The organism is Xanthomarina arctica, from assembly GCF_014638915.1.
GTDB classification, from domain to species: domain Bacteria; phylum Bacteroidota; class Bacteroidia; order Flavobacteriales; family Flavobacteriaceae; genus Xanthomarina; species Xanthomarina arctica.
Map to the genome: position 1 here is coordinate 1,038,845 of NZ_BMFQ01000002.1, position 26,245 is coordinate 1,065,089.

27 protein-coding genes are annotated in these 26,245 nt (G+C 32.6%); 20 read left to right on the top strand and 7 right to left on the bottom strand.

Going from position 1 to position 26,245, the window contains the following annotated elements; translation table 11 throughout:
• The first annotated feature begins 43 nt into the window (after window positions 1-43).
• The 3 genes from IEV77_RS11020 to IEV77_RS11030 all read left to right on the top strand — a co-directional run bounded on the left by IEV77_RS11020 (window position 44) and on the right by IEV77_RS11030 (window position 3,632).
• Window positions 44-2,461, top strand: a complete 2,418-nt coding sequence (locus IEV77_RS11020) for a TonB-dependent receptor (RefSeq protein ID WP_188464682.1) — start codon at window positions 44-46, stop codon at window positions 2,459-2,461.
• Window positions 2,462-2,635: 174 nt separating this feature from the next.
• Complete coding sequence (locus tag IEV77_RS11025) at window positions 2,636-3,010, top strand: hypothetical protein (protein WP_188464684.1); 375 nt, start codon at window positions 2,636-2,638, stop codon at window positions 3,008-3,010.
• A gap of 118 nt (window positions 3,011-3,128) precedes the next feature.
• Entirely contained in the window at window positions 3,129-3,632 is a 504-nt protein-coding gene (locus IEV77_RS11030; protein WP_188464686.1) for a hypothetical protein, read from the top strand.
• Between the two features lie 148 nt (window positions 3,633-3,780).
• Here IEV77_RS11030 and IEV77_RS11035 read toward each other — a convergent pair whose 3' ends face one another.
• Window positions 3,781-4,929: a cysteine desulfurase family protein gene (locus IEV77_RS11035; protein ID WP_188464688.1), complete on the bottom strand. Its 1,149-nt coding sequence runs from the start codon at window positions 4,927-4,929 to the stop codon at window positions 3,781-3,783.
• A gap of 220 nt (window positions 4,930-5,149) precedes the next feature.
• Between IEV77_RS11035 and IEV77_RS11040 the strand changes: the two genes are divergently transcribed.
• Window positions 5,150-6,094, top strand: a complete 945-nt coding sequence (locus IEV77_RS11040) for a hypothetical protein (RefSeq protein ID WP_188464690.1) — start codon at window positions 5,150-5,152, stop codon at window positions 6,092-6,094.
• On the opposite strand, the gene IEV77_RS11045 is transcribed toward IEV77_RS11040, so the two are convergent.
• Window positions 6,091-6,651: a DUF8465 domain-containing protein gene (locus tag IEV77_RS11045; RefSeq protein ID WP_188464692.1), complete on the bottom strand. Its 561-nt coding sequence runs from the start codon at window positions 6,649-6,651 to the stop codon at window positions 6,091-6,093. The genes IEV77_RS11040 and IEV77_RS11045 overlap by 4 nt on opposite strands.
• Complete coding sequence (locus tag IEV77_RS11050; RefSeq protein ID WP_188464694.1) at window positions 6,641-6,853, bottom strand: hypothetical protein; 213 nt, start codon at window positions 6,851-6,853, stop codon at window positions 6,641-6,643. The genes IEV77_RS11045 and IEV77_RS11050 overlap by 11 nt, the downstream gene beginning before the upstream one ends.
• 358 nt (window positions 6,854-7,211) lie before the next feature.
• Between IEV77_RS11050 and IEV77_RS11055 the strand changes: the two genes are divergently transcribed.
• From IEV77_RS11055 to IEV77_RS11065, 3 genes are all read left to right on the top strand, one after another.
• Complete coding sequence (locus IEV77_RS11055) at window positions 7,212-9,098, top strand: DUF8693 domain-containing protein (protein ID WP_188464696.1); 1,887 nt, start codon at window positions 7,212-7,214, stop codon at window positions 9,096-9,098.
• A gap of 70 nt (window positions 9,099-9,168) precedes the next feature.
• Window positions 9,169-9,432, top strand: coding sequence for a DUF2752 domain-containing protein (locus IEV77_RS11060; protein ID WP_188464897.1), 264 nt, complete (start codon window positions 9,169-9,171; stop codon window positions 9,430-9,432).
• Window positions 9,433-9,449: 17 nt separating this feature from the next.
• Window positions 9,450-9,791, top strand: a complete 342-nt coding sequence (locus IEV77_RS11065) for a CCC motif membrane protein (RefSeq protein WP_188464698.1) — start codon at window positions 9,450-9,452, stop codon at window positions 9,789-9,791.
• 206 nt (window positions 9,792-9,997) lie between these two features.
• On the opposite strand, the gene rocD is transcribed toward IEV77_RS11065, so the two are convergent.
• Window positions 9,998-11,242, bottom strand: coding sequence for an ornithine--oxo-acid transaminase (gene rocD / locus IEV77_RS11070; RefSeq protein WP_188464699.1), 1,245 nt, complete (start codon window positions 11,240-11,242; stop codon window positions 9,998-10,000).
• Between the two features lie 428 nt (window positions 11,243-11,670).
• Between rocD and rlmD the strand changes: the two genes are divergently transcribed.
• Genes rlmD through IEV77_RS11085 form a run of 3 tightly spaced genes read left to right on the top strand, consistent with a single transcriptional unit; the run spans window position 11,671 to window position 14,322 of the window.
• Entirely contained in the window at window positions 11,671-13,083 is a 1,413-nt protein-coding gene (rlmD, locus tag IEV77_RS11075; RefSeq protein ID WP_188464701.1) for a 23S rRNA (uracil(1939)-C(5))-methyltransferase RlmD, read from the top strand.
• Between the two features lie 5 nt (window positions 13,084-13,088).
• Window positions 13,089-13,622 (top strand): DUF6452 family protein, encoded by a 534-nt coding sequence (locus IEV77_RS11080; protein WP_188464703.1) that lies wholly within the window; start codon window positions 13,089-13,091, stop codon window positions 13,620-13,622.
• Entirely contained in the window at window positions 13,588-14,322 is a 735-nt protein-coding gene (locus tag IEV77_RS11085) for a DUF6048 family protein (protein ID WP_188464705.1), read from the top strand. The genes IEV77_RS11080 and IEV77_RS11085 overlap by 35 nt, the downstream gene beginning before the upstream one ends.
• A 178-nt stretch (window positions 14,323-14,500) precedes the next feature.
• Here the strand turns inward: IEV77_RS11085 and IEV77_RS11090 are convergent, their stop codons facing one another.
• On the bottom strand, window positions 14,501-15,661 hold the full coding sequence (locus IEV77_RS11090; protein ID WP_188464707.1) for a THUMP domain-containing class I SAM-dependent RNA methyltransferase: 1,161 nt from the start codon (window positions 15,659-15,661) through the stop codon (window positions 14,501-14,503).
• A gap of 213 nt (window positions 15,662-15,874) precedes the next feature.
• Here IEV77_RS11090 and IEV77_RS11095 point away from each other — a divergent pair, with 213 nt between their 5' ends.
• The 4 genes from IEV77_RS11095 to IEV77_RS11110 all read left to right on the top strand — a co-directional run bounded on the left by IEV77_RS11095 (window position 15,875) and on the right by IEV77_RS11110 (window position 18,456).
• Window positions 15,875-16,606 (top strand): class I SAM-dependent methyltransferase, encoded by a 732-nt coding sequence (locus IEV77_RS11095; RefSeq protein WP_188464709.1) that lies wholly within the window; start codon window positions 15,875-15,877, stop codon window positions 16,604-16,606.
• 57 nt (window positions 16,607-16,663) lie between these two features.
• Window positions 16,664-17,338: a ZIP family metal transporter gene (locus IEV77_RS11100; RefSeq protein WP_188464711.1), complete on the top strand. Its 675-nt coding sequence runs from the start codon at window positions 16,664-16,666 to the stop codon at window positions 17,336-17,338.
• Window positions 17,339-17,417: 79 nt separating this feature from the next.
• Window positions 17,418-17,846: a DUF4268 domain-containing protein gene (locus IEV77_RS11105; protein WP_188464713.1), complete on the top strand. Its 429-nt coding sequence runs from the start codon at window positions 17,418-17,420 to the stop codon at window positions 17,844-17,846.
• 79 nt (window positions 17,847-17,925) lie between these two features.
• Window positions 17,926-18,456 (top strand): DUF4833 domain-containing protein, encoded by a 531-nt coding sequence (locus IEV77_RS11110; protein ID WP_188464715.1) that lies wholly within the window; start codon window positions 17,926-17,928, stop codon window positions 18,454-18,456.
• A 59-nt stretch (window positions 18,457-18,515) separates the two neighbouring features.
• Here the strand turns inward: IEV77_RS11110 and trhA are convergent, their stop codons facing one another.
• Window positions 18,516-19,160, bottom strand: coding sequence for a PAQR family membrane homeostasis protein TrhA (gene trhA / locus IEV77_RS11115; RefSeq protein WP_188464717.1), 645 nt, complete (start codon window positions 19,158-19,160; stop codon window positions 18,516-18,518).
• Window positions 19,148-19,810 (bottom strand): DUF4294 domain-containing protein, encoded by a 663-nt coding sequence (locus tag IEV77_RS11120; RefSeq protein ID WP_188464719.1) that lies wholly within the window; start codon window positions 19,808-19,810, stop codon window positions 19,148-19,150. Before IEV77_RS11120 ends, trhA begins: the two co-directional genes overlap by 13 nt.
• Before the next feature lie 146 nt (window positions 19,811-19,956).
• Here IEV77_RS11120 and IEV77_RS11125 point away from each other — a divergent pair, with 146 nt between their 5' ends.
• From IEV77_RS11125 to IEV77_RS11150, 6 genes are all read left to right on the top strand, one after another.
• A complete protein-coding gene (locus IEV77_RS11125; RefSeq protein ID WP_188464721.1) occupies window positions 19,957-21,045 on the top strand; it encodes a M42 family metallopeptidase in 1,089 nt (362 codons plus the stop codon).
• Window positions 21,046-21,109: 64 nt separating this feature from the next.
• Window positions 21,110-21,655 carry an NUDIX hydrolase gene (locus IEV77_RS11130; RefSeq protein ID WP_188464723.1) on the top strand — a complete coding sequence of 182 codons (546 nt, stop codon included), beginning with the start codon at window positions 21,110-21,112 and terminating at the stop codon, window positions 21,653-21,655.
• 18 nt (window positions 21,656-21,673) lie between these two features.
• Window positions 21,674-22,348 (top strand): PrsW family intramembrane metalloprotease, encoded by a 675-nt coding sequence (locus IEV77_RS11135; protein WP_188464725.1) that lies wholly within the window; start codon window positions 21,674-21,676, stop codon window positions 22,346-22,348.
• A gap of 100 nt (window positions 22,349-22,448) precedes the next feature.
• A complete protein-coding gene (locus tag IEV77_RS11140) occupies window positions 22,449-22,934 on the top strand; it encodes an acyl-CoA carboxylase biotin carboxyl carrier protein subunit (protein ID WP_188464727.1) in 486 nt (161 codons plus the stop codon).
• A 138-nt stretch (window positions 22,935-23,072) separates the two neighbouring features.
• Window positions 23,073-24,515, top strand: a complete 1,443-nt coding sequence (gene accC, locus IEV77_RS11145; RefSeq protein ID WP_188464729.1) for an acetyl-CoA carboxylase biotin carboxylase subunit — start codon at window positions 23,073-23,075, stop codon at window positions 24,513-24,515.
• 84 nt (window positions 24,516-24,599) lie between these two features.
• A complete protein-coding gene (locus tag IEV77_RS11150; RefSeq protein WP_188464731.1) occupies window positions 24,600-26,141 on the top strand; it encodes an acyl-CoA carboxylase subunit beta in 1,542 nt (513 codons plus the stop codon).
• The last annotated feature ends 104 nt before the right edge of the window (window positions 26,142-26,245 follow it).

The window sequence follows — 26,245 nt, forward strand, 5'->3', positions numbered from 1 at the left end:
TTTGAAAATAAAAATTTATCTTTTTAGTTTTTTTCTTTTTTCGATGTCCTTCTTGGGTTTTTCGCAATCAGGAACACTTAAAGGTGTTATTTTAGACGACACCAAAACTCCAATTCCAAATGTTAATATTAAAGCTGGAGAAAATGGTACAGCCACAAACGAAAATGGTTTTTTCATTATAAAGATTCCTGCAGATCAAGAAGTAGTCGTAAGTTTTACACATCTTGCTTACAAAAGTATTACTGCAACCTTTAATTTAAAAAATGGTGAGGAATACGAGTTTCATCCTATTATGAATGAGTCTGTAGAACAAATTTCGACAGTTGTTATTAATAGCAAGGAAAGAGATGATGTTGAAGGTATTATTTCTTTAAACCCTGAAACAATCAGACTGATACCAGGTGCAAACAATGGAATAGAAAACCTTTTAAAAACCCTTCCTGGGGTGAGTGGAAATAACGAATTGAGCACACAATACTCAGTTAGAGGAGGTAATTACGATGAAAACCTAGTATATGTCAATGGCATAGAAATTTATAGACCTTTTTTAATTCGTTCTGGACAACAGGAAGGATTAAGTTTTGTAAATCCAGATTTAGTTCAAAATGTTGATTTTTCAGCTGGTGGATTTCAAGCGAAATATGGCGATAAGTTAGCTTCCGTTTTAGATATAACTTACAGAAAACCTTACCAGTTTGGAGCAAGCTTGGAATTAAGTCTTCTTGGTGGAAGTCTTGCTGTGGAAGCTATAAGTAAAGATTCTAAACTTTCAGGAATTTTAGGTATTCGTTACAGAGACAACAGTTTGTTTGTAAATGCTAAGGAAACTGAAAGTAATTACGAACCGTCCTATGCTGATGTTCAAACACAAATTAATTATAGTTTTTCCGATAAATTAATAGTCAGCTTTTTAGGAAACGCGTCCATTAATAAATACAATTACGAACCGCAAACCAGACAAACTAATTTTGGAACTTTAGAAAATCCTTTAGCCTTATTAGTTTTTTATGAAGGTCAAGAAAAAGACAAATACGAAACCCTATTTGGTGCCATAAAAGCAAGTTATTTATTAAATGATGACTTAACACTTAACTTTGTTGTTTCTACATATCACACAACTGAAGAGGAGTATTTCGATATTTTAGCACAATACAGATTAGGTGAGGTCAATTCTAATATTGGAAGTGAAGAATTGGGCGAAGTAGAATTCAGCGAAGGCATTGGAGGTCAATTAAATCATGGTAGAAACGATTTAGACGCCCTAATTACAAACGTTGAACAAAGTGGAAAATATACGGTTGAAAACAACGATTTTGAGTGGTCTATAAAATATACAAACGAGAACATTAGAGATCGATTGATCGAATGGGAAATGATAGATTCGGCAGGATTTACAGTAAATCCACCTTATAGTGATAACTTTAACAACCAGCCTTACTCACCATACGAAGGGCCTTTAGTGGCCTTCGAAAATGTGAGTGCTAAAAACGAAACTACTATTCAACGCTATCAGGCTTATTTACAGTGGAGTAAAAGAACTACCATTGGCGATAATGAGGTTTGGTTTAATGTGGGAGCTAGATCTCACACCTGGACGGTAAGTGGAGAAGGTATCGAAACAACAACACAAACTGTTGTTAGCCCGAGAGCACAATTTGCTATCAAACCAAACTGGAAAAAAGACATGTTGTTTAGAATTGGTGGAGGTATGTATTATCAACCACCATTTTATAGAGAATTACGAGATTCTTCAGGAACAATAAATCCAGATGTTAAAGCACAAAAATCTTTTCAGGTGGTTATTGGAAACGATTACAGTTTTAAAATGTGGGATAGGCCTTTTAAATTAACCACAGAGGCTTATTACAAAAATATGACAGACGTCAATCCATATACCTTAGAGAATGTACGTATTCGATATGCTGCAGACAATAATGCAACAGCTTATGCCTATGGTTTGGATCTAAGATTAAATGGTGAATTTGTTCCTGGAACAGAATCTTGGTTTAGTTTTGGTTATCTAAAAACAGAAGAAAACATTGACAATAAGGGTTATATTGCTAGACCAACAGACCAACGTTTAAAATTTGCCGCTCTTTTTCAGGATTATGTTCCTAGTTTACCAAAAATGAAAATGTATTTAAACTTGGTTTATAATACAGGGCTTCCAGGTGGTTCTCCTAGTTATGCAGATCCTTATGTTTACCAAAACCGTTTGCCAGATTACAAGCGTGCAGATGTAGGTTTACAATATGTTATTGTAGATTATAATGAAACCCACAACGGTTGGAGAAAACCTTTTAAATATTTAACTGTTGGCTTTGAAATTTTTAACGTTTTTGATACTCAAAACTCCATAACAAATACATGGGTTAGAGATGTATATAGTAAACGACAGTACGCTATTCCTAACTATTTGTCACCAAGAGTCTTTAATATTAAAACCTCTATGAAGTTTTAATATTTTAACAGTCTTTTTTTAAATTATGTTAAATAACATTTATACATTTGTACCCTAGTTGTATCAATATTCAATCTTTAAAAAGAAATAATTTACAGAATAAACAGATAATTGCTGTTATACTTTTTAATAATCAAAGTAGAAGTATAAAAACTAATAACAATAGAAACAAAGGTGAAACAAGGTTTTAGAAATATAATAGCTTTATGCTTACTAGTTGCTTATTCTTTAAGCATTAGTCTTTCTATTCAAAATCTCATAGTAGATACTGTTTTTGATAACGGTTCTCATCATGATGTTTCTATTAATCTATCCGATTCAAAGACGCCAGAATTATCGCTATTTCCAGATTTAGAACCTCTTGGAAATGTTTTAAATGAAACTGTTTTAACTTTTCAAAATGGCGAAGTAAAGGTTGCTTTCCAGTTTTTAAAACAAGCAGACCAACTTTTAGTCGTAAAAGACAATCAATATCTTTACAAAAGTAAAAACATCCATCCTGGATTAGATATTGAAACCTTACTCTATCCATTCCACACCTTTTCATAATATTTTATTTTTTATTTATAGGACTCATTTTCTAGATACATCTAGAGAACTTAATAGTACTTATTCATTTATGATTGGCTTGTTGCCATTCATATTAACTTATAAAAAATAAAAAATCATGGAAATACATAGCACATACATTGGAATTATCATTGCACTAATTATATTATTACCTCTTATTTTGATACAATCAACTCAAAAAAGACAAAAGAGAAGAGTAAAAAAAGATTTTATAGATGAAGCTTTAAAAAATAATTTAAAAGTTACAGAACCAGATTTTTGGGGAACTTACTATACCATTGCCATGGACGAAGCTGCAAACAAATTAATTTATTCTAAAATTATTGATGCAGAACATAACGTAACGGTTATAGATCTTAATCAAATTGATTCTTGCGAAATAGTAAAAACGCAAAGAAACTTCAAAAATAAAACAACTAATAAAATTGAAACGGACAGAATAGACTTGGTTGTAGGTTACAAAACTTCAGGAAAATCCAAAGATATCTTAGAGTTTTATAATGTCGATGTTAATTTTGAAATGAGTAATGAAATGGCATTATTAGAAAAATGGCAAACTAAAATTAAAAGTCGCATATTCAAAAAAGCATTAGCTGCATAAGTGTTAGTTGGCTAATAATAAAAAACCTTCAGATAAGTTATTTCTGAAGGTTTTTTTAATTTAAAATATGACAATTTCTTTACTCTATTTTCTCTACTCTTTTCTCTATGTTCTCTACTCTTTTCTCTATGTTCTATGTTCTAATTTTTTACTTTTCAACAAACTCTTTCAAGACAGAAATGGCGTAATCTATTTCCTCTTTGGTGTTGTATTTACAAAATGAGAACCGAACAGAAGGTTTTTGTTTATCTTCTTCACATAAAATTTGTTCTAAAACATGAGACCCTTTCCCACTACCACTTTGGCAAGCACTTCCTTTAGAACAAGCAATGCCTTTTAAGTCTAGTTGAAATTGAAGCGTCAAAGCCTTTTCAGCAGACATTGGCAAACAGATATTTAATAAAGTATAGGTGCTTTTTGAGTTGTCTGAGCAATTTCCATTAAATTTTATTTCTGGAATGGCTTTTTTAATTTCAGTTTTAAAGTAATCCTTTATTTCTTCAACATAGCTACGTTCTTCCTCTAGATTTTGATAAGCTAAAACAAAAGCTGTTTCCAAACCTTTAATATTATGAACAGATTCGGTTCCTGCTCTAAAACCTCGTTCTTGAGAACCTCCAGATATAAATGGTTTTAAAGAGTTGTTTTTTCTAATAAAAGCAAATCCAATACCTTTAGGTCCATGAAATTTATGTGCTGCCGCCGTCATAAAATCAATGGGGGTTTCTTGAACATCCCATTTAAAATGACCGATAGATTGAACAGTATCACTATGGAATAACGCATTATTAGTTTTACAAAGTAAGGACACCTTAGCAATATCTAGGATATTCCCAACTTCGTTATTAACATGCATCAAACTCACCAGTTTTCTTTCGTTATTTGCCTTTAACAAGCGCTCTAAATCTTGATAATCTGGCGTACCACATTCTTGTAGCTTCACATATTCTATAACAACATCATATTCATTACGCAATTCTTCAACAGTATGTAAAACGGCATGGTGCTCTATTGGAGACGTTATAATAGTCGTTACATTAGCATCTCTAACTGCACAACGTAAAATCATATTATCGGCTTCAGTACCTCCAGAAGTAAAAATAATTTCCTGTGGTGATGCATTAAGCTCTTTTGCTATGGCCTTTCTTGTTGTTTCAATTATCGATTTTGAAGCTCTTCCAAAAGCATGTGTCGAAGATGGATTTCCATATTGATTTTCTAAAACATCTTGCATGACGCTTATTACTTCACTTCGTACTCTTGTAGTTGCGGCACTATCAAAATAAACAGATTTCATATGTTTGTGTTTATTGTTATTATTTGATTTTCAGTATCATTTAAAGAATCATTTCTTTTGGAAATTAAACCGTTCATTAAAAAATGTTTCATGAACGCTTTATTACATGAATAAAAAATCAGGATTAATAGAGCAAAAATAGGGCATTTATAATTATTTGCAAGAAGGCACGTTGTATATTTACCAAATCTTTTATTTTTGTTCAAAATCTATGAATGTCATGCGAAAATTAGTAACCTTATTATCAATTTTATTTTTTGTTTCTTCTTGCGACGATGGAGATGTTTTTATAGTTCAACTAGATTTTGACGATACTTTTGAAGCTTGTGGTGAACTGGTTTTTTATAATATTAAAGAATCCCCGTTCGAATCTATCTCATTGCAAATTAGTTCACCAGTTACTACGTTAGATGATATTTTTGAAGTAGTATATATTAATACAGATTCTTTATTGGTAAAACTTGCAAACGATACGCATGAAGGAACCATTAATGGGACAACCAATTTACTGAATTATAGAAGTTATAATTCTAGTAGTACAGATTTGTTTTGTAATGATGTACCACCTTCTAGTTTAGACATTACTGAAGATTTATCTAGTTGTTGCGGAACCTATACAATTTCTACAGACTATTATGAAGATGATAATGATGGAATTCCGGCTGAAATGGAAGATATAAATGGTAATGGAAATTTGTATGACGATGATACAGATGGTGATGGTATTCCAAACTTTTTAGATGCAGATGATGATGGAGACAATGTGCTTACGTCAACAGAACTTGCTGAGGATGACAATGCAGATGGAGATGATGATCCACTAACAAATCCGCAAGATACAGACGGTGATGGTATTCCTAATTATTTAGATCCAGACGATGATGGCGATGGGGTTCTTACAATCGATGAAGAAAATAACAGCCAGGATCTGAATCCTTCTAACGATTATACAAATCCTAATATTATAGCCGATTATTTAAATCCCTTGGTTGATACAATCGTAACTGCTACGGCTTATAGACCAAGTAGTATTCAACAATTTTACGAAGTATCTCTTATAGTGAACGACATATCGTTTCCAACACTAAATCAAGAAGACTTCGATTTTGGATATTTAGTAAATTCAAGAACTACGAGCACAAGAATTGTAACTCCAGAGTTTTAGTCTGCAGAAACATTTTGAAAAATATAGACTTCCGTAGCTCCTAACCCATATTTTTGGTAATTGGCTTCATAAAATTTAAGATTGCCATATCTACCAAACAGATATTCCAGTTCTATTTTTAAAACGCCTTCTCCTACTCCATGGATAAAAACTACTTTTTGAATCCGGTTTCTAATGGCGAATTCCAATTTTTTTCTGGCTGTATCTAACTGTAAAGTCAGCATGTCGTGATTACTCATTCGGCTAGATTTATCTGTTAATTGATGAATGTGTAAATCTACTTCCATGGTAGGTTCGAAACGCTCCTTAGGCTTTTTTGTAATGGTTTTTCTTTTAACCGTTTCTTTCTCGTTAATCACATCGCTTAAAGACACATCTAAAAATGAATTTCTCTTTAATTGAGATTCGTTTTTAATAAGAACCAGTTCTTTTTTGCTAAAATCCATTTCAAAACCATTCTCATCCTCCATGGTAATGGTATCTCCAAGAATTTTTACCACTAATCCGGTTAGATCTTCATCCAGAACAGACACTTTATCTCCTATCTTAAACATCATGCTCATTTTCCTTAATTTCATTATCTTTTTCTGGATATTTCTTACTTGGAATCGTGCTTGAGATTCTATATAATCCAACCATTAAAATAATGATCCCCAGAATCAAGATAACCACATTTTGTTTTTCTTCTGCTTGCGCATAAATGGCAACTATAGAGCCAATGATTATTAGTAAATAATTTAAGTATTTTGAAAGATTCATATTTATTATATTGACCTATAGATGATTAACAAATTTTATGTAATTTTGATTTAAATTTACAGAAATTTAATTAGATTAATATTTCCTTCTCTAATTAAAATAAAAAAAAGAAAACTTAAACCAAAAGTATTTACAAAAAACCTACAAGTAAATCTAAGAAGTTTTGTTTTTTTAGATTGTTTTTCATCACACACCGTTTGCATTGACATTCTAGGTATCACAATAAATCTTTTAGTTATAAAATTCCAATTGATAATTCATTAAACAAAAAAACTACATCATTTAAATATCAATCAAAGAAAAAATAATTGATTACCTTTATTATACTACTTTTTTAAAAAGCTAATACATTACAATCATGAAATATTTATATACATTAATCTTATTGGCAACTTGTACAATCAATTTTGCCCAATCTGATTTGTTTGTTAGTAATGGCAGTTATGTTTACGTAGATGGCTCCGCTTTTACAAGTGGCCCAACAGTGGCTCCTTTATTTGTCACGAATGACGTAAATTTAGATTCAGACGGTTTTATTTATTTACGTAATGATGCGCAATTAATACAAAGTAATGGAACAATAGCAAGCACCAATACTGGGGTTGGACAACTTAGTGTGTACCAAACAGGAACTTCAAACACCTATATGTATAACTACTGGGGTTCACCAGTTGGTATTAATAGTGGTGTTGCAGGAAATACGGTATTTACACCAAATGTAAATTTATATGATCCTATTGGTAATGCCAATGCACATTTAAATAAAATAACAAGTCTACTAGCAAATTATACTAATGGTTATGATGGTACTGCTACAATACCAAACACAACCCAGCAAACCATATCAGAGTATTGGTTATATCAGTATATTGGTGTAACCGCTGCACCAGACGAATATTATGACTGGATAGGCATAGGTGGTGGTAGCTTACCTACTGGTGGTGTTCAATCAGGTCAATTAGCTAGTGGCTATGGATTTACAATGAAAGGAAACCCTAGTAGTTTACAAAAATATGATTTTAGAGGAAGACCAAATAATGGTACAATTAGCAACATTACTATTAATGCTGGTTTAGAAACTTTAGTAGGTAACCCGTATCCTTCTGCCATAGATGCAAGAGAATTTCTTCATGGAGCAACTGCAAATAATCAAGCAGTATTAGACCCAACAGGCACACTTTCTTTTTGGGAACAAGATCCATTACAATCAACCTCTCATGTATTAAGAAACTACGTTGGTGGTTATGCCACATACACTATTAGTTCTGGTGGAACAGTTGGAACATATACACCTACAACCTTTCATACCTATAACAATAATGGAAATATAGTCACTTCACCTTCTATAACATCTGATAAAAATGTATATAGATACATACCAATAGGTCAAGGTTTCATGGTAAGAGGTGGGACCGGAGGAGTTGTTGAGTTTACAAATGATATGCGCATTTTCCAAAAACAAGTGGATCCAGAAAGTCAATTCTTTAAAACTACAAACAACGAGTCAAGAACTGGTGAAGGCCCTTTTTATAATGAAGATAGTTTATGTATTATGCCAGAAGGCTATAAACGTTTTAGACTTAATTTAGATTTTAATGAAACCTATACAAGGCAGTTAACACAAACATTTCATAGCTCTGCAACCATTGGTCTAGATTATGGTTTAGAAACAAGAAGCCCAGAAGCTTTAAATTCTGATGCCTATTGGCCAGTAAACGACGTGAAATTAAATGCGCAAGCATTGGCTTTTAATGAAGGATTAAACATTCCTTTAGTTATTAATATAAGCCAGAATCAACCGTTCCGGTTTAGAATTTTCGATGTCCAAAACTTTGACGAAAGCCAACCCATTTTCATACATGACATAGAAAATAACATCTATGTGAATTTAAAAGAAAACAATTACGAGATAAATTTACCACAAGGCACCTATACCGATCGTTTTGAAATAACCTTCACTGCAGAAACTTTAAATATGGAACAGGTAATTACTGCTGACGATTTAAACATTTATCAAAACAACCAATTGTCACAATTAAGCATTTCTAACCCAAAACTTTTAGAGGTAAAGCAAGTAAAACTTTATGATATTTCCGGGAAACAAATCCTTGATGAAAGAAACTTAAAGACAGAAGCAAAATACATTTTTTCTACCAAAAATTTAAGTGAAGGTGTTTATATTGCGAATGTTACTTTTGCCGATAATCAAATAGTGAGTAAAAAGATTATAGTTTCAAATAAATAAATCTGTAGATTTTTATATCTTTAAAACTTGAATTAAAAAAGATATAAATATGTCTTCCCTAGAAGATTTTATGTTACCCTGTCTAAACAAACAGCTTTTTGGAGTTGACTGTTTAGGCTGTGGTTTACAAAGATCTTTCCTATTTCTAATTACAGGCGATTTTATAGCTGCTTTTAAAATGTATCCTGCTATATATTCACTTCTCCTTCTCGGCATTTTTATTATCTTTAATTTTTATTTTAAATTTAAATACGATTACCAACTCAAGATGGGTCTCATTGCTCTAAATGTTTCAATAATTGTTGGGAGCTATATTTTAAAAATAACACATTAACATATTTTATAACTTACATGGAAAAACAACCCTTACAAAACGCCACACTAATTTTAGTATTAGGAATTATATCTATCTTAACTTGCTGCTGTTATGGTATCTTAGGTTTACCTATTGGTATTGTTGCATTAGTTCTGGCTAGTAAGTCTACATCTATTTACGCAGAAAATCCAGAACTCTATTCTGGTTATAACAACGTTAAAACCGGTAAAATTCTTGCTATTATTGGAATTGTTTTAAATGTTATTTTCTTAGCTTATGTTTTTTGGATGATTAGCTTAATTGGATGGGAAGCTTTGCAAGATCCTGATATGATACAAGAAAAATTAAGAGAGTTTCAAGATATGCAACAAGTTTAAAGTTAAACGATGGATCTAAAACCATCAAAACTCAACAGCTAATTAGTTCTATCAATTATCAGTAATATATAATGTTGCGAAACATCAACTTTTAATTTTTTACTTTATTAGCTTCATAAACAAAAAAGAGCAATCCACTTAAATGGATTGCTCTTTCTAAAAAATGAAACCTGAAAGATTTTAAAAATCTTTCAGGTTTTCTAAAATTATTTTTCAAATTGCTTTAAAGTTTTCACAATAATTGAAACACAGTCTAATAACTGTTCTTCGTTCATTACTAAAGGTGGAGCAAAACGAATAATGTTTCCATGAGTTGGTTTTGCTAATAAGCCATTATCGCGTAATGCCATACAAATGTTCCAAGCAGTTTCGCTTTCTTCATCGTCGTTAATTACAATGGCATTTAATAATCCTTTTCCTCTTACTAAATGTACCAAATCTGTTGTTTCGATATATTTGTTAAGCTCACTTCTAAAAAGTTGCCCTAGAGTTTCAGCATTTTCAGCAAGATTTTCGTCTCTTACAACTTCTAAAGCGGCAATAGCTACTGCTGCCGCAACTGGATTTCCACCAAAAGTAGAACCATGATTTCCTGGTTGGATTACATTCATAACATTATCATTTGCTAACACAGCAGATACTGGGTATGCTCCACCACTTAATGCTTTTCCAAGAATTAAAATATCTGGTTTTACATTTTCATGATCTACAGCTAATATTTTTCCAGTTCTAGCAATTCCTGTTTGAACTTCATCTGCAATAAATAACACATTGTATTTTTCGCATAAAGCTCTTGCTTTTGTTAAATAACCTTCTTGTGGCACAAAAACTCCAGCTTCACCTTGAATTGGCTCAACTAAAAATCCAGCAATATTTGAATTATTTTTTAATTCTGTTTCTAAAGCCTCTAAATTATCATAATCGATTTTTATAAATCCTTTAGTATATGGTCCAAAATGTTTTCTAGCAACAGGATCATTAGAAAAAGAAATAATAGTTGTTGTTCTTCCGTGGAAGTTATTTTTACAAACAATAATTTCTGCTTCATTTTCTTCAATTCCTTTTACTTCATAAGCCCATTTTCTACATAGTTTTAAAGCGGTTTCCACTGCTTCAGCTCCTGTATTCATTGGTAATAATTTATCGAAGCCAAAAAATTCGCAAGCAAATTTCTCGTATTTCCCAAGGACATCGTTATAAAATGCTCTGGAGGTAAGGGTTAATGTTTGAGCTTGGTTTACCATAGCTCCAACAATTTTTGGATGACAATGTCCTTGGTTTACTGCTGAGTAAGCTGAAAGAAAATCGTAATATCTATTTCCTTCAACATCCCATACATAAACACCTTCTCCTTTTGCTAATACAACAGGAAGTGGATGATAATTGTGTGCTCCGTACTTGTTTTCTAAATCTATCGCTTGTTGCGATGTTAATTGGTCTAAAACAGCCATTTTTAAATAATTTAAGGTTTAATGTCTAAATAAAAGACATCGTTTGACACCATGTTTTTAAGGTGCAAAAAATTAATATTTAAATCTCGCTAAGCGAGTAAAATAACCATTCCTACTGTACCTTTATCCTTTCGAAGTTATACTCACCATAACTTTAGAGCAGGTGATAGTCGAAAATTCAGCGTGGGAGAGAAATCATCCCTTAGGGCTCGCAAATTACAAAAAATTATACGGCTAAATAAAATATTAACAATTAGATTTTGAAGGACTTTTATTGAAAATCCCCCTTCAAATTAAGTCACTTCTGTTTCAGGAAAAATTAAATCGTTTTAAAGAATTTATACCTCATGAGACTTTCTTGTTATAAATCTCTAAAAAATCATAAATCTTAACTCGTAAATCGTAAATCCTTTCATTACTTTTGCCAGATGTCTAGAAGAAAAACCAAAAAACAGATTTTTACAAACGTAGAAGTTATTGATGCTGGAGCAAAAGGAAAAACTATTGCTAAAGCTGAAGATGGTAAAGTTATATTTTTACCTAATGCCGTTCCAGGAGATGTTGTTGATGTGCAAACCTTTAAAAAGAGAAAATCTTATTACGAAGGAAAAGCCATTGCATTCCATAAACTTTCAGATAAGCGTGTTACACCAGAATGTGAGCATTTTGGCACTTGTGGTGGCTGTAAATGGCAAGACATGGGTTATGAACACCAATTGTTTTATAAACAAAAGGAAATAGTTAATAATTTAACCCGACTTGGACATTTAGATTTACCAGAAGTCACTCCTATTTTAGGGGCTGAAAACGAATATTTCTATAGAAATAAAATGGAATTTTCTTTTAGCGATAGTCGTTGGTTAACACTCGAAGAGGTTCAATCTGATGAAGACTTAGGAGATAGAAATGCTTTAGGATTTCATATTCCTGGTATGTGGGACAAAATTTTAGACATTAAAAAATGTCATTTACAGGCAGATCCTTCCAATGCCATAAGAAATGCTGTGAAAGATTTCGCTGTTAAAAATGATTTAGAATTCTTTAATACTAGAAATCAAACGGGACTTTTAAGAACGTTAATGCTTCGTACCTCTTCTACAGGAGATATTATGGTTATGATTCAGTTTTTCAAGGAAGACAAAATAAAAAGAGAATTGTTACTGGATTTCTTAGCGGAAACATTCCCTGAGATAACCTCTTTACAATATGTTGTTAACGAAAAAGCAAACGACACCATTTACGATCAGGAAGTTATTTGCTATAAAGGTCAAGATCATATTTTTGAAGAAATGGAAGGCTTAAAGTTTAAAATTAATGCCAAGTCCTTCTATCAAACAAATTCAGAGCAAGCTTATCAGCTTTACAAAATAACAAGAGATTACGCTGGATTAACAGGAAATGAGCTGGTTTACGATTTATATACCGGAACTGGAACCATTGCTCAATTTGTTGCCAAACAAGCAAAAAAAGTAATTGGTGTAGAAGCCGTTCCAGACGCTATTACTGCAGCAAAAGAAAATGCACAATTAAATGGTATTGAAAACGTTGAATTCTATGTTGGGGATATGAAAAATGTTTTTAATGATGATTTTATCAAAACTCATGGTCATCCAGACGTTATTATTACAGATCCACCAAGAGATGGTATGCATAAAGATGTGGTACAACAAATTTTAAATATCGCTCCAGAAAAAGTGGTTTATGTTAGTTGTAATAGTGCTACACAGGCAAGAGATCTAGAACTAATGAAAGATATGTATAAAATTACAAGAGTAAGACCTGTGGATATGTTCCCACAAACCCACCATGTGGAAAATGTTGTACTTTTGGAAAAACATTAAATAAGTTGAAAAAAATAATTGCTTTACTTCTACTCTGTTTTGCTGTAACTAACTGCGAAAAAGACGATATATGTTCTGAAAGTACTGAAACAACACCAAATATGCATGTTGCATTTTATAGCATCACGATTCCTAGTGATGATATTCCAAAAAGTGTTACCAAACTTAGGATTACTGGGGTAGGAAATTCTGAAGTTTTATCTATTAATGATGGCGCTACCATTTACAATGGCGCCTCTGACGTCACTGAAGCTTATTTACCTTTAAAAACTACAGAAAATAATACACAATACGTCCTTCATAAAAACTATTCAGTGGATGAAGACGACGTTGTTTTAGGCAACCCTGATACCATATCCATAGATTATATAAGGAAAGAAGTTTTCGTGTCTCGTGCTTGTGGCTATAAAATTATTTATGAAAATGTTGTTTTAACTGTTTTAGACGATGGCGATAATTGGATACAATTGGCTCTAGCCGCAAACGACAATCAAACTGTAGAAAATGAAGAAGAGATACAATATAAAATATATCATTAATACCTTAATTGTTATGTTGCTTCTTTTTTGTGCTTCTTCCCAAGCTCAAAATGATAGTATTATTGGTACAAAAACTGATTCCATTAAGCAAAAGGAGAATTATGGATTGCGCTTAGGGGTTGATTTGAGTAAATTAATTCAGACTTTTACGAACGACGACTATACTGGTTTTGAAGTTGATGCCGATTTTAGACTAACCAAAAAATTATATCTGGCAGGAGAAATTGGAGCTGAAGAAGATACAAACATTACCGATTACATTAATGCCACAACCAAGGGTACTTATTTTAAAGTTGGTGTAGATTATAATGTTTACGACAACTGGTATGGAATGGAAAACATGATTTATGGTGGATTTCGTATTGGAGCAAGTGCCTTCACCCAAACCTTGAATAGTTATAGCATTTATTCACAAAACCAATATTGGGCACCGCAACTTTCTTCAAATGAAAGTGTTGAATTTAGTGGTCTTACAGCTATTTGGGGTGAATTTATTCTTGGTATTAAAGTAGAAGTTTTAAATAATCTTTATTTGGGGCTTAATGCGCAATTTAAATACATGGTTAGTGAAGACGAGCCTGAAAATTTTGAAAACATATACATTCCAGGGTTTCAAAAAACGTATGATAGTGGTAACTTTGGTTTTGGATATGGCTATACTGTTTCTTACATGATTCCTCTTTATAAGAAGAATAAATAATTCTTGAAATAGCATCTCAAGTTACATGATTTAAGGAATTTCGATGATAGGAACTAAAAACTATTAGAGATTCTTTTCTAAAATAGAAAACTTAACCCAGATCAAATTTCACAAAATTACATTTCAACTAAAAACTGAGACTGAGACTGAAAACTGAGACTGAGACTGAGACTGAAAACTAATAATCATTAAACTTAGCCTTCTTACTTCCCTCATACATAACATACTTTACCAAACGCGCTTCTAATTTCGCATTTACTAAATGTATTTTTCTTGATGGACGTAAACCCACATGTTTTAATGCATCCAGATTAGAGGTTATAAACCATGCATCTGTTCCTGGATAACTTTGTTTTAGGGTATCGCCAATATCTTTATAGAATTCTTCCATATCAATATCTAAACGCTCTCCATAAGGCGGATTAAATACCATGTGCAGTTTGTTATCACCTGCTTTTTGAGTTTTAAAGAAATCTTCGTGTTTGATTGTTATAAATTCATCTAAATGAGCATTTTTAACATTATCAATCGCTTTAGTTACAGCCGAAGGGGATTTATCATAACCCATTATTTTATAATGAAAATCTCTAGTCTTACTTAAAAGCGAACCTTCAATTTTTTCAAATAATTCCACATCCCAATCAGACCAACGTTCGAAAGCAAATTCTTTTCGCATTAAGTTTGGTGGAATATTACAAGCAATCATAGCAGCCTCGGCCAAAATAGTGCCACTTCCACACATAGGATCCATAAAATCACTTTGTCCGTCCCACCCAGAAAGCATAACCAAACCAGCGGCAAGCACTTCGTTAATTGGTGCAATATTGGTTGCAGTTTTATAACCACGTTTGTGTAAAGAATCTCCTGAAGAATCTAAAGAAATATGACAGATCTCTCTATCTATATGTACGTTAATTTTTAAATCTGGAAACTTTAAATCCACATTAGGTCTTTCTCCTGTAGTGTCTCTAAATTTATCAACAACAGCATCTTTTGTTTTCTGTGCAATATATAATGAATGGGTAAATACCGTAGAATTAATGGTTGCATCTACTGCTAAAGTCCCAGATGGTTTTAAATATTTGTCCCAAGACATTTTATAGATTTTATCGTACAAATCTTTTTCATCCTTAACTTTAAACGTTTCAATGGGTTTCAAAATTTTTATAGCTGTACGCAAGGCTAGATTGGCTTTGTACATAAAGCCTTTATCTCCTGTAAAACTAACATTTCGGATGCCAATTTTTACATCTTGAGCTCCAAGTTGCGTCAATTCTTTAGCTAGTAGTTCTTCAAAGCCAAATAAGGTTTTGGCAACCATTTTAAAATTATTCTCCATTGTATACATTAAATAGATTGCAAAAATACAGTATTTTTGTGGCAACTTTAATGAATTGGGTTAAGGATTGAGCAATTGTTGGAGCTCTTTTTATTTTATCTTTTATAAAATAAAAAAGCGACTTGCGAAAGCCTGACTCTACGAAGTGGAAACGTAGTGGAGTAACCTCCAAAAGAAATAAAAAAGAAATTCCAGATTTCATGGAAAATTGATATGATAGAAAACAACACACAATGGTATGCTTCATGGTTTGACACGCCTTACTACCATATTTTATATAAAGACAGAAACCACGATGAGGCTCAACTGTTTATGGACAACCTTACCCAGTATTTAAATTTACCAGAAGATGGAAAGATACTAGATCTTGCATGTGGCAAAGGGCGACATTCTGTTTATTTAAATTCTTTAGGGTATGATGTAACTGGAGTGGATTTATCTGATAATAGCATAGCTCACGCTAAGCAATTTGAAAATGACACCTTACATTTTGAAGTACATGATATGTGTAAACCGTTTAATAAGCAATTCGATGCGGTTTTTAACCTCTTTACAAGTTTTGGTTATTTTGAAGACGAAGCTGATAATTTAAAAACCATTAAATCAATTCAAGAAGATTTAAACGATTATGGTTTTGGTGTTATCGATTTCATGAACATTGATTTCGTGATAAGCAATTTGGTGCCTGAAGACTCGAAAACAGTTGAAGGTATAGAATTTCATCTTAAACGTTATGTGAAAGATGGGTTTCTATTTAAAGACATTTCTTTTGAAGATAAAGGCGAAAAATTTGAGTTTCAGGAAAAAGTAAAGGTTTTAACTTTAGCCGATTTTGAAGTGCTTTTTGAAAAAGCTGGGGTTCATTTATTGGACGTTTTTGGCGATTATAAATTGCGTAAATTTGATAAAAAATCATCTGACCGATTGGTCATGATCTTTAAATAGGCTGCGTCTTTTATTTGATTAATAATAAATAAAATTCCTACTTCAAGGAAAATAAATATGATTAAATACTTATTACCTGTATTTGCAGTCCTTATTGGTGCTCTAATTGTTTTAGTTTTAAAACAAAAGCGAAGCTTATTTACAAAGCTCTTACTCTCTTTTAGTGGTGCTTTTTTATTGGCTCTAACCTTATTTGATTTATTACCGGAAGTTTATGCGCACCTAGAAGCCAAACAAACTGGGTTGTTTATTATGTTTGGGATTTTATTGCAAATTGTTTTAGAATTTTTCTCTAAAGGTGCCGAGCATGGCCATATTCACATTCATAAAAATAGCACACAGTTTCCATGGTTGTTGTTTATTAGTTTATGTATTCATAGTTTTTTAGAAGGTTTTCCTATCCATCAACATAATGATATGGTTTATGGGGTTTTAATACATAAAATACCTATTGCTACGCTAATTACTAGTTTTCTGGTTCAATCTCATTACAGCAAATTACAAATAGCCGGGTTTTTAATTTTCTTTGCGGCCATGACACCTCTTGGAACATTTATATCAAATAACACCAATTTAGCTGAAAATTATATCAATCTAATTAATGCCGTAGTTATTGGAATCTTTTTCCATATTTCTACCGTTATTTTATTTGAAAGTAGCGAAGGTCATAAGTTTAATCTGTCTAAATTACTCGCTATATTTTTTGGTGTAGCCATTGCTTATATTATATAGCTGTTGGCTGTTGGCTGTTGGGTGTTGGGTGTTGGCAAAAATCTAAAATCGTAAATCACTAATCGTTAATAATTTTACCATGTTCAGTAAAGAAGAATCCAGACTGTTAAAACAAGAATTTTGGACTAGTTACGGAAAATCGTTTCCTAGGAAATGGATTTTATACGACACTAAAATTAAAGGTTTAAGTTTTAAATTTCATTTCGATACCAAGGAAGCCTCAGTCGTTTTAGACTTGGAGGACGATTTGGAAGAACGTATCAACCACTGGGGGAAATTATTAGCTTTAAAATCCATTCTTATAGATGAGTTTTTGCCTGAAGCTATATTTGAAGAAGAGTACTTTTTAGAAAATGGAAAGGAAATCTCAAGAGTTTATGTCCTTTTAGAAACTCCTGTTTCAATTCATAATAAAAAAACTTGGCGCGTTGTAATGGAATTCTTCAACAAGAACATGGGCCAATTTGAAGCATTTTTTGAAGAGTATAAGGACATTATAAATCCATAAACGACTATTTCAAATTTAATATTAAGATTATAGTTAGTTTAAATAAAATTGTTACATTTATGGAATTAAGAAAGACACCATGAAAATATATTATATTATTTTTACTTTATTACTTACTAGTTCTCATGTAATTGCACAAGCAAACTATCCGGTTCCAAAAGAAACTCCTACAAGACTCTTTTATATTCAACACAGTAATAATCACAATACCTTTGTATATGATGCCAATGTTATTAAGGATTCCATTAATAATGACAACCCTGTACATGATTACCGTATAGAATATGCTGATAATGGTCAAGTAAAACCCTTATCGGAAATTCAAAAACTAATGGCATATGGTTTAACCATAACTTATATATCTCCTAATTTATATGAAATGTATCTTGCAGCAAATAAAGACAAACTTCTCTATTTAACTTTAGATAAAAACTTAAAACCTGTTGTTTATACGACTATCAATAAAAGAAAAATGTATTTGGACAAACTATTTGTACAGATTAAAGCGGACTCTTCTGAATTTGATCCAGATGTTGAATATCTTTTATTTATAGGAACGGATTTTAATACAAAGAAAGCTGTTACTGAAAAATATCTGATCCCTGAATAATAGAAATATAAACTTTAAGTGCTTGACTTTAACTTAAATCCGACTTAGGTTTCAATACCTTAAATCACATAGAAAAACACCAATAAAAAATGGCAAATGGCTCCTCCAAGGACGAATAAATGCCAGATAACATGATTGAATGGGATTCTATGCACGGCATAAAAAATGATTCCTAAAGTATAAAATAACCCTCCTGCAAATAGCAATAAAGTTCCATTGCTTCCAATATATTCTGAAAGATTAGAAAAATCCATTACTATCAACCATCCCATTATTAGGTATAGCATAACAGAAAATACTTCAAATCTTCCTGTGAAAAATATCTTGAGCACTAGTCCTAATAATGCAATTCCCCAAACCACCCAAAAAATAGGCCAACCTTTACTCTGTTCTAAGGCAATTAAAGCAACAGGAGTATATGTTCCAGCAATTAAAAGGTAAATACTAATATGGTCTATAATTCTAAAGTAATGCTTCTGTTTTTCAGATTGAACTGCATGATATAAAGTGGATGAACTAAAAAGAATAATGATAGAAAGTCCATAAACAACTACACTAAACAAGCTCCAATCCGTTTTATTACTATTAAAAATTACAAGTAATATTAAGGCTGCAATTCCCATTAAGGCTCCAATGCCATGTGTTAATGAGTTTAAGCGCTCTTCAAATAAGGTTTGCGTGGATTTGTTTTTTATTTCAGCCATTTTTCTGATAATTCTAAGAAATCAAATTTAATTGCTGCATCTTGTCTTTTCAATGTACCACTCTGGAAATTCCGTTGTAGTATATCCTCAATAAGATAATCCTCTTTAACATTCTCCGGGTCGTAGGTTTCCTTTAAAGAAATACTGAACAAGTTTGCCGTGCCATTAAACCAAAAAGCAGACCAACCATTTCGCAATCTTTTTATTAATTCGTAAGTAGTTTCGCCTGTTTGTCTGTAAATAAGTTTTACAAGAATCTGACCTTCGGTTCTAGTAAGTTTTTTTAATTCTTCGGTAAATTCATCTTCAATATAACTTTGAATGATTTTAGCATATTTTTTTTGATCACTTTTCTTTTTAATAGACGCCATGCGTTCGTTTAAGGATTCTAAACGTTCCGCCGCCATTTTAGCATAAGGATATACTTTTATGGTTTTCCTTCTTAAAATTAAATATCGTTTTCGATCTTCGTTGCTACTAAATTTAAGTTTGTGCAAGAGTAAAACTTCATCTAAATCAATAGCTGTATGTGGTATGGAATCACCTTCAAAAAAAATGTATTCCACATCATAATCGTCGGTATCAAGAGAATCAACCTGACTATGAGCAAAAAGGGGTAATAATAAAAAGATATATATTAATTTTCTCATGTTCATTATTCACAAAAGTGAAAATCTATTTTATAAATTAAATGAATCTAAAATCATTCCAAATACGTCGGTAAAATTAATAATTTACCAAAGCATTAACCTTAAAATAGTATTAATATTATTAATTTAGTGCAAAATATTTAAACATGGCAAAAAAGAGCATCTTAAACAAAAAATCACTCGATTTTTTAGAAACATATTTAAACAATGCCGCACCAACAGGTTATGAGTGGGAAGGTCAGAAAATCTGGATGAAATATCTAGAACCTTATGTGGACGAATTTATTACAGACACTTATGGGACTGCCGTTGGCGTTATAAACCCAAAAGCAAAATACAAAGTAGTTATTGAAGGTCATGCCGATGAGATTTCGTGGTACGTGAATTATATTTCAGACAACGGGTTGATTTATGTTATTAGAAATGGTGGAAGTGATCATCAAATTGCTCCTAGTAAACTTGTGAATATCCATACCAAGAATGGCATTGTAAAAGGTGTTTTTGGTTGGCCAGCTATTCATACTAGAGATAAAGCTAAAGAAGAAACACCAAAACCTGACAATATTACCATAGATGTTGGTGCAAAAAATAAAGCTGAAGTAGAAAAAATGGACATCCATGTTGGTTGTGTCATTACCTATCCAGACGAATTTCATGTGCTTAATGGCGATAAATTTGTTTGTCGTGCTTTAGATAACAGAATGGGAGGTTTTATGATTGCTGAAGTAGCTCGTTTACTTAAAGAAAATAAAAAGACCTTACCTTTTGGATTATATATTACCAATTCTGTTCAAGAAGAAATTGGCTTACGTGGTGCTGAAATGATAACACAAACTATCAAGCCAAATGTCGCTATTGTTACAGATGTGACTCACGATACTACCACTCCTATGATCGACATGAAAAAAGAAGGTCATTTGGAACTTGGTTTAGGTCCTGTTATAGCTTATGCTCCTGCAGTACAACAAAAACTAAGAGATTTAATTACAGATACAGCCGAAAAGAATAAAATTCCTTTTCAACGTTCAGCACTTTCTAGAGCAACAGGAACAGATACGGATGCTTTTGCTTATAGCAATGGTGGTGTGGCTTCAGCATTGATTTCTTTACCACTTCGTTATATGCATACCACAGTAGAAATGGTACATAGAGACGATGTAGAAAATGTGATCAAGCTTATTTATGAAACACTTTTAAAAATTGAAGACGGAGAAACGTTTTCGTATTTTAAATAAACAGCTAAGCTGCATTTATCTAAAAACAACTTTAAAGCCTCTTAATTGAGGCTTTTATTTTAATATGGACGAATTAATAGACATAGTAACTAAAGATGGCAGACCAACTGATAAAACAGTCTTAAAATCTGAAATCCATTCGCAAGGCTTTTACCACAACACGGCTCATATTTGGTTTTATACCAAGGATGGACAGATTTTATTAGCACAACGGGCAGCTACAAAAACCATTTGCCCCTTACTTTGGGATGTGTCGGTTGCTGGACATGTAGATGCTGGCGAGACTATTGAAGAAGCAGCCATTAGAGAAACACAAGAAGAAATTGGTCTCACAATTTCTAAATCCGATTTACAAAAAATTGGCGTTTTTCCCTGTTTTCAAAGCTATGAAAATGGGATTGTAGATAATGAGTTTCATCATACATTTATTGTTGAATTAAAAGTGCCTTTAGTACAATTAAAACCCCAATTAGAGGAAGTTGAGGCTTTGAAATTAGTTAGCTTTTCTGAATTTAAAAACCTTTTAGAATTTAATCAAAAGAATCATTTTGTTGCTTCAAATAAATCTTATTATAAAATTGTTTTAAATCATATATTACAACATAAATAAATTTCCTATTTTCATTTCATGAACCTACTCATTGCTGCTATTGCTCCTATTTTTGCCATAATCCTTTACATTTATTGTAAAGACCAATACGAAAAAGAGCCACGAAGACTCCTGTTATACAATTTCTTATTAGGAGCTATTGTAAGTATTTTAATTACAACCATTCTATATCTTGGTACGGATATATACTTTCCGTTAAATGATGAATTTAGCATCACGCAACAATTTTTTAAAGCCTTTTTGGTAGTTGCCGTTATTGAAGAATTTAGTAAATACATTATTGTACGCTACTTTGCACAACCCAATAAAGAATTTAACGAACCTTTTGATGGTATCATGTATGCTGTTATGGTTTCCATGGGTTTCGCAGCTACAGAAAACATTATGTACGTTTTAGAAGGTGGTTATCAAGTAGCATTTTTGAGAGCTTTCACTGCTATTCCAGCACATGCAACTTTTGCTATACTTATGGGTTTTTTTATGGGAAAAGCCAAGTTTGCAAAAAACAGATCTAAATATAATTTATTAGGCCTATTTCTAGCCGTACTTTTTCATGGTGCTTACGACTTTTTTCTGTTCATCGACTTTATTCCAGGTATCTGGATTGGTGCCTTTGCATCTTTAATTCTGGGCATATTTCTATCGTCTAGAGCTATAAAATACCATCAAAAAAATTCACATTTTAAAATATAGGAATATCATTGTTTTTATGATTTTCCTCATGTATTATCAAATTATAATTATTTAGTTTAGCCATATAAATTCTTATATTTACATCTTAAACTAACAATTTATGAGTCATTTCTACAAAGTGAATGTCAATAAAACATTCGATTTTGATATTTCGTCAAAACAAATTTCTAATCTGGATGCTATAAAAGGGTCTCATTCTAATTTTCATGTGTTACAAGATAATAAATCTTATAAATGTGATATTATTGAAGCGGATTTCAACTCTAAATCTTATAAAGTGAAAGTCAATAATAACACCTATAACATCCATATTTCTAATAATTTAGATACGCTCATCAAAGACATGGGTTTTGAAGTTGGTGCTACTAAACAAGTCAACGACATCAAAGCACCTATGCCTGGATTGATTTTAGATATTAATATCAAGGTTGGGCAAGAAGTGAAGGAAGATGATGCTCTTTTAGTTCTAGAAGCCATGAAAATGGAAAACGTATTATCCTCTCCAAGAGATGGTATTATAAAATCTATTTCCATCAATAAAGGAGATGCGGTTGAAAAAAACCAATTATTAATAGAATTCGAATAAGCATATATTGCTAATTCTCTCCTACAAGGTTTTAAAAGCCTTGTAGGAGAGAATTAAAAAGTATTCATGTTCCTAACTGGCCTCAGATGGGTTCGTGGCGAAAAAATTAAATAGATACCTGCTTTCGCAGGCATGATTATGAAAAAACTTTTAATTGCAAACAGAGGAGAAATTGCTATTCGTGTTATGCGAACGGCTAAAAAAATGGGAATAAAAACGGTCGCTGTTTATTCTACTGCAGACAGACATGCGCCTCATGTAAAATATGCGGACGAAGCAGTTTTAATTGGTGAAGCCCCTTCAAATCAATCCTATTTATTAGGTGATAAAATTATTGAAGTCGCAAAAAGCTTAAATGTAGATGCCATTCATCCTGGATATGGTTTTCTAAGTGAAAATGCCCATTTTGCCGAATTATGCGAAAAGAACAACATTACTTTTATAGGCCCAAAATCTAAAGCCATTAAAATTATGGGGTCTAAATTAGCCGCTAAAGAAGCTGTTAAAGCCTATAATATTCCTATGGTTCCTGGAACAGATCAAGCTATTACAGATATTCCTGAAGCTAAAAAAATTGCTAAGACTATAGGTTTTCCTATTCTTATAAAAGCTTCTGCTGGAGGTGGCGGAAAAGGAATGCGTGTAGTTGAGAATGAAAAAGAATTCGAATCCCAAATGGAACGTGCCATTAGTGAAGCAGTGAATGCTTTTGGTGATGGTTCCGTTTTTATTGAAAAATATGTGAGTTCTCCTAGACATATCGAGATTCAGATTATGGCAGATGCTCATGGTAACATCATTCATTTGTTTGAACGTGAATGTAGCATTCAACGTCGTCATCAAAAAGTAATAGAAGAAGCTCCTTCCGCAGTTTTAACGTCTGAATTAAGAGAAGAAATGGGAAAAGCGGCTATACAAGTGGCTAAATCTTGCGATTATCTTGGAGCCGGAACTGTGGAGTTTTTATTAGATGAAAATAAGAACTTCTACTTTTTAGAAATGAACACGCGTTTGCAAGTAGAACACCCAGTTACCGAATTAATTACTGGAACCGATTTAGTAGAATTACAAATTCGTGTGGCCCGTGGTGAAACACTTCCCATAAAACAAGAGGATCTAAAAATTAAAGGGCATGCCTTAGAGTTGCGTGTTTATGCTGAAGACCCTTTAAACGATTTCCTTCCAAGTGTTGGCACATTAGATGTTTATAAATTACCTGTTGGTGAGAATATTCGAGTTGATAATGGTTTTGAAGAAGGTATGGAAATCCCAATTTATTACGATCCAATGCTTTCTAAGTTAATCACATATGGCGATACAAGAGAGGAAGCCATTCAACTCATGATTCAAGCTATCGAAAACTATCATGTTGAAGGTATTCAAACCACCTTGCCTTTTGGAACTTTTGTTTGCGAACATGAAGCTTTTAGATCTGGAGATTTTGACACCCATTTTGTGAAAAAATACTATTCGCCAGAAGCTCTTTTAGAACAACAAAAAGAAGAAGCAAAAATAGCTGCCACATTGGCTTTAAAACAATATTTAGAAGATCAGAAATTATTACGTTTACCCTTTAAATAGTTTGCAGTGTTCAGTCTCAGTATTCAGTAAATCTTACTGTCTTATTACAACTTAACAACAAACACCCTTACAACAAACAACAAAATGGATTCAAAAATAAAAAACCTCAACGAAAAACTAGCCCTAGCCCATTTAGGTGGCGGACAAACACGTATTGATAAACAGCACAAGAATAAAAAACTTACGGCGAGAGAACGTGTTACTTATTTGTTGGACGACGGGTCTTTTGAAGAAATTGGCGCCTTAGTAACACATAGAACCAAGGATTTTGGTATGGAAAACCAACAGTTTTATGGAGATGGTGTGGTTACTGGTTATGGAACCGTCAACGGTAGATTGATATACATTTTTGCACAAGATTTCACCGTTTTCGGAGGTTCTTTATCCGAAACTCATGCTGAAAAAATCTGTAAAGTTATGGATCTAGCTTTAAAAGTTGGTGCACCTATTATTGGATTAAACGATTCTGGTGGTGCACGAATTCAAGAAGGTGTGCGTTCTCTTGGAGGTTATGCCGACATCTTTTATAGAAATGTTCAAGCTTCCGGAGTGATTCCGCAAATATCGGCCATTATGGGACCTTGTGCTGGAGGAGCAGTTTATTCCCCAGCAATGACAGATTTCACAATGATGGTTGAAGACACAAGCTACATGTTTGTAACTGGACCAAATGTTGTAAAAACGGTTACTAATGAAGAAGTAACTTCCGAAGAACTTGGAGGCGCAAGTACGCATTCTACCAAATCTGGAGTGGCACATATTACCTCTTCAAATGATGTAGAATGTCTTGAAGACTTAAAAAAATTATTGAGCTATTTGCCTCAAAACAATACCGAAACCCCTACCCTTTTGCCATTTGAACTTCATGAGGAGGTTAGAGATAATCTTACAGATATTGTTCCAGAAAATGCAAACAAACCGTACGACATGCATCAGGTAATTTCTGGAATTATTGATGAAGATTCGTTTTATGAAATTCATAAAAATTATGCTGAAAACATTCTTGTAGGTTTTGCTCGTTTAGGAGGCAGAAGTATTGGAATTGTTGCTAATCAACCCATGTTTTTGGCAGGGGTTCTTGATGTAAACAGTTCAAAAAAAGCGGCACGTTTTGTTCGTTTCTGTGATGCTTTTAATATTCCTCTTTTGGTCTTAGAAGATGTCCCAGGATTTTTACCAGGAACAGATCAAGAATGGCGAGGTATTATTGTGCATGGCGCTAAATTGTTATATGCTTTTAGTGAAGCAACGGTTCCTAGAGTGACCGTAATTACTAGAAAAGCTTATGGTGGCGCTTATGATGTAATGAACTCCAAACACATTGGTGCTGACATGAATTTTGCTTGGCCTAGTGCCGAAATAGCCGTTATGGGAGCTAAAGGAGCTGCTGAAATTATCTTCAAGAAAGATATTAGCGATGCTAATGACAAGGAAGCAAAATTAAAAGAAAAAGAAGCTGAATACGCCAGGTTATTTGCCAATCCGTATAGTGCGGCGGAACGTGGCTTTATAGACGAAGTAATTTTACCAAAAGATACCAGACGAAAACTTATCAAAGCCTTTTCTATGCTAGAAAACAAAGAAGTTGTTGCTCCTAAACGTAAGCACGGAAATATACCCTTGTAATCCACATGCAGACATACCATCCGATCTATTAAATACAGATTAGAATTAAGACTAAAGTTTACTTACAATTATTTAACTTTAATTAAGAAAACTGAATAAGCCTT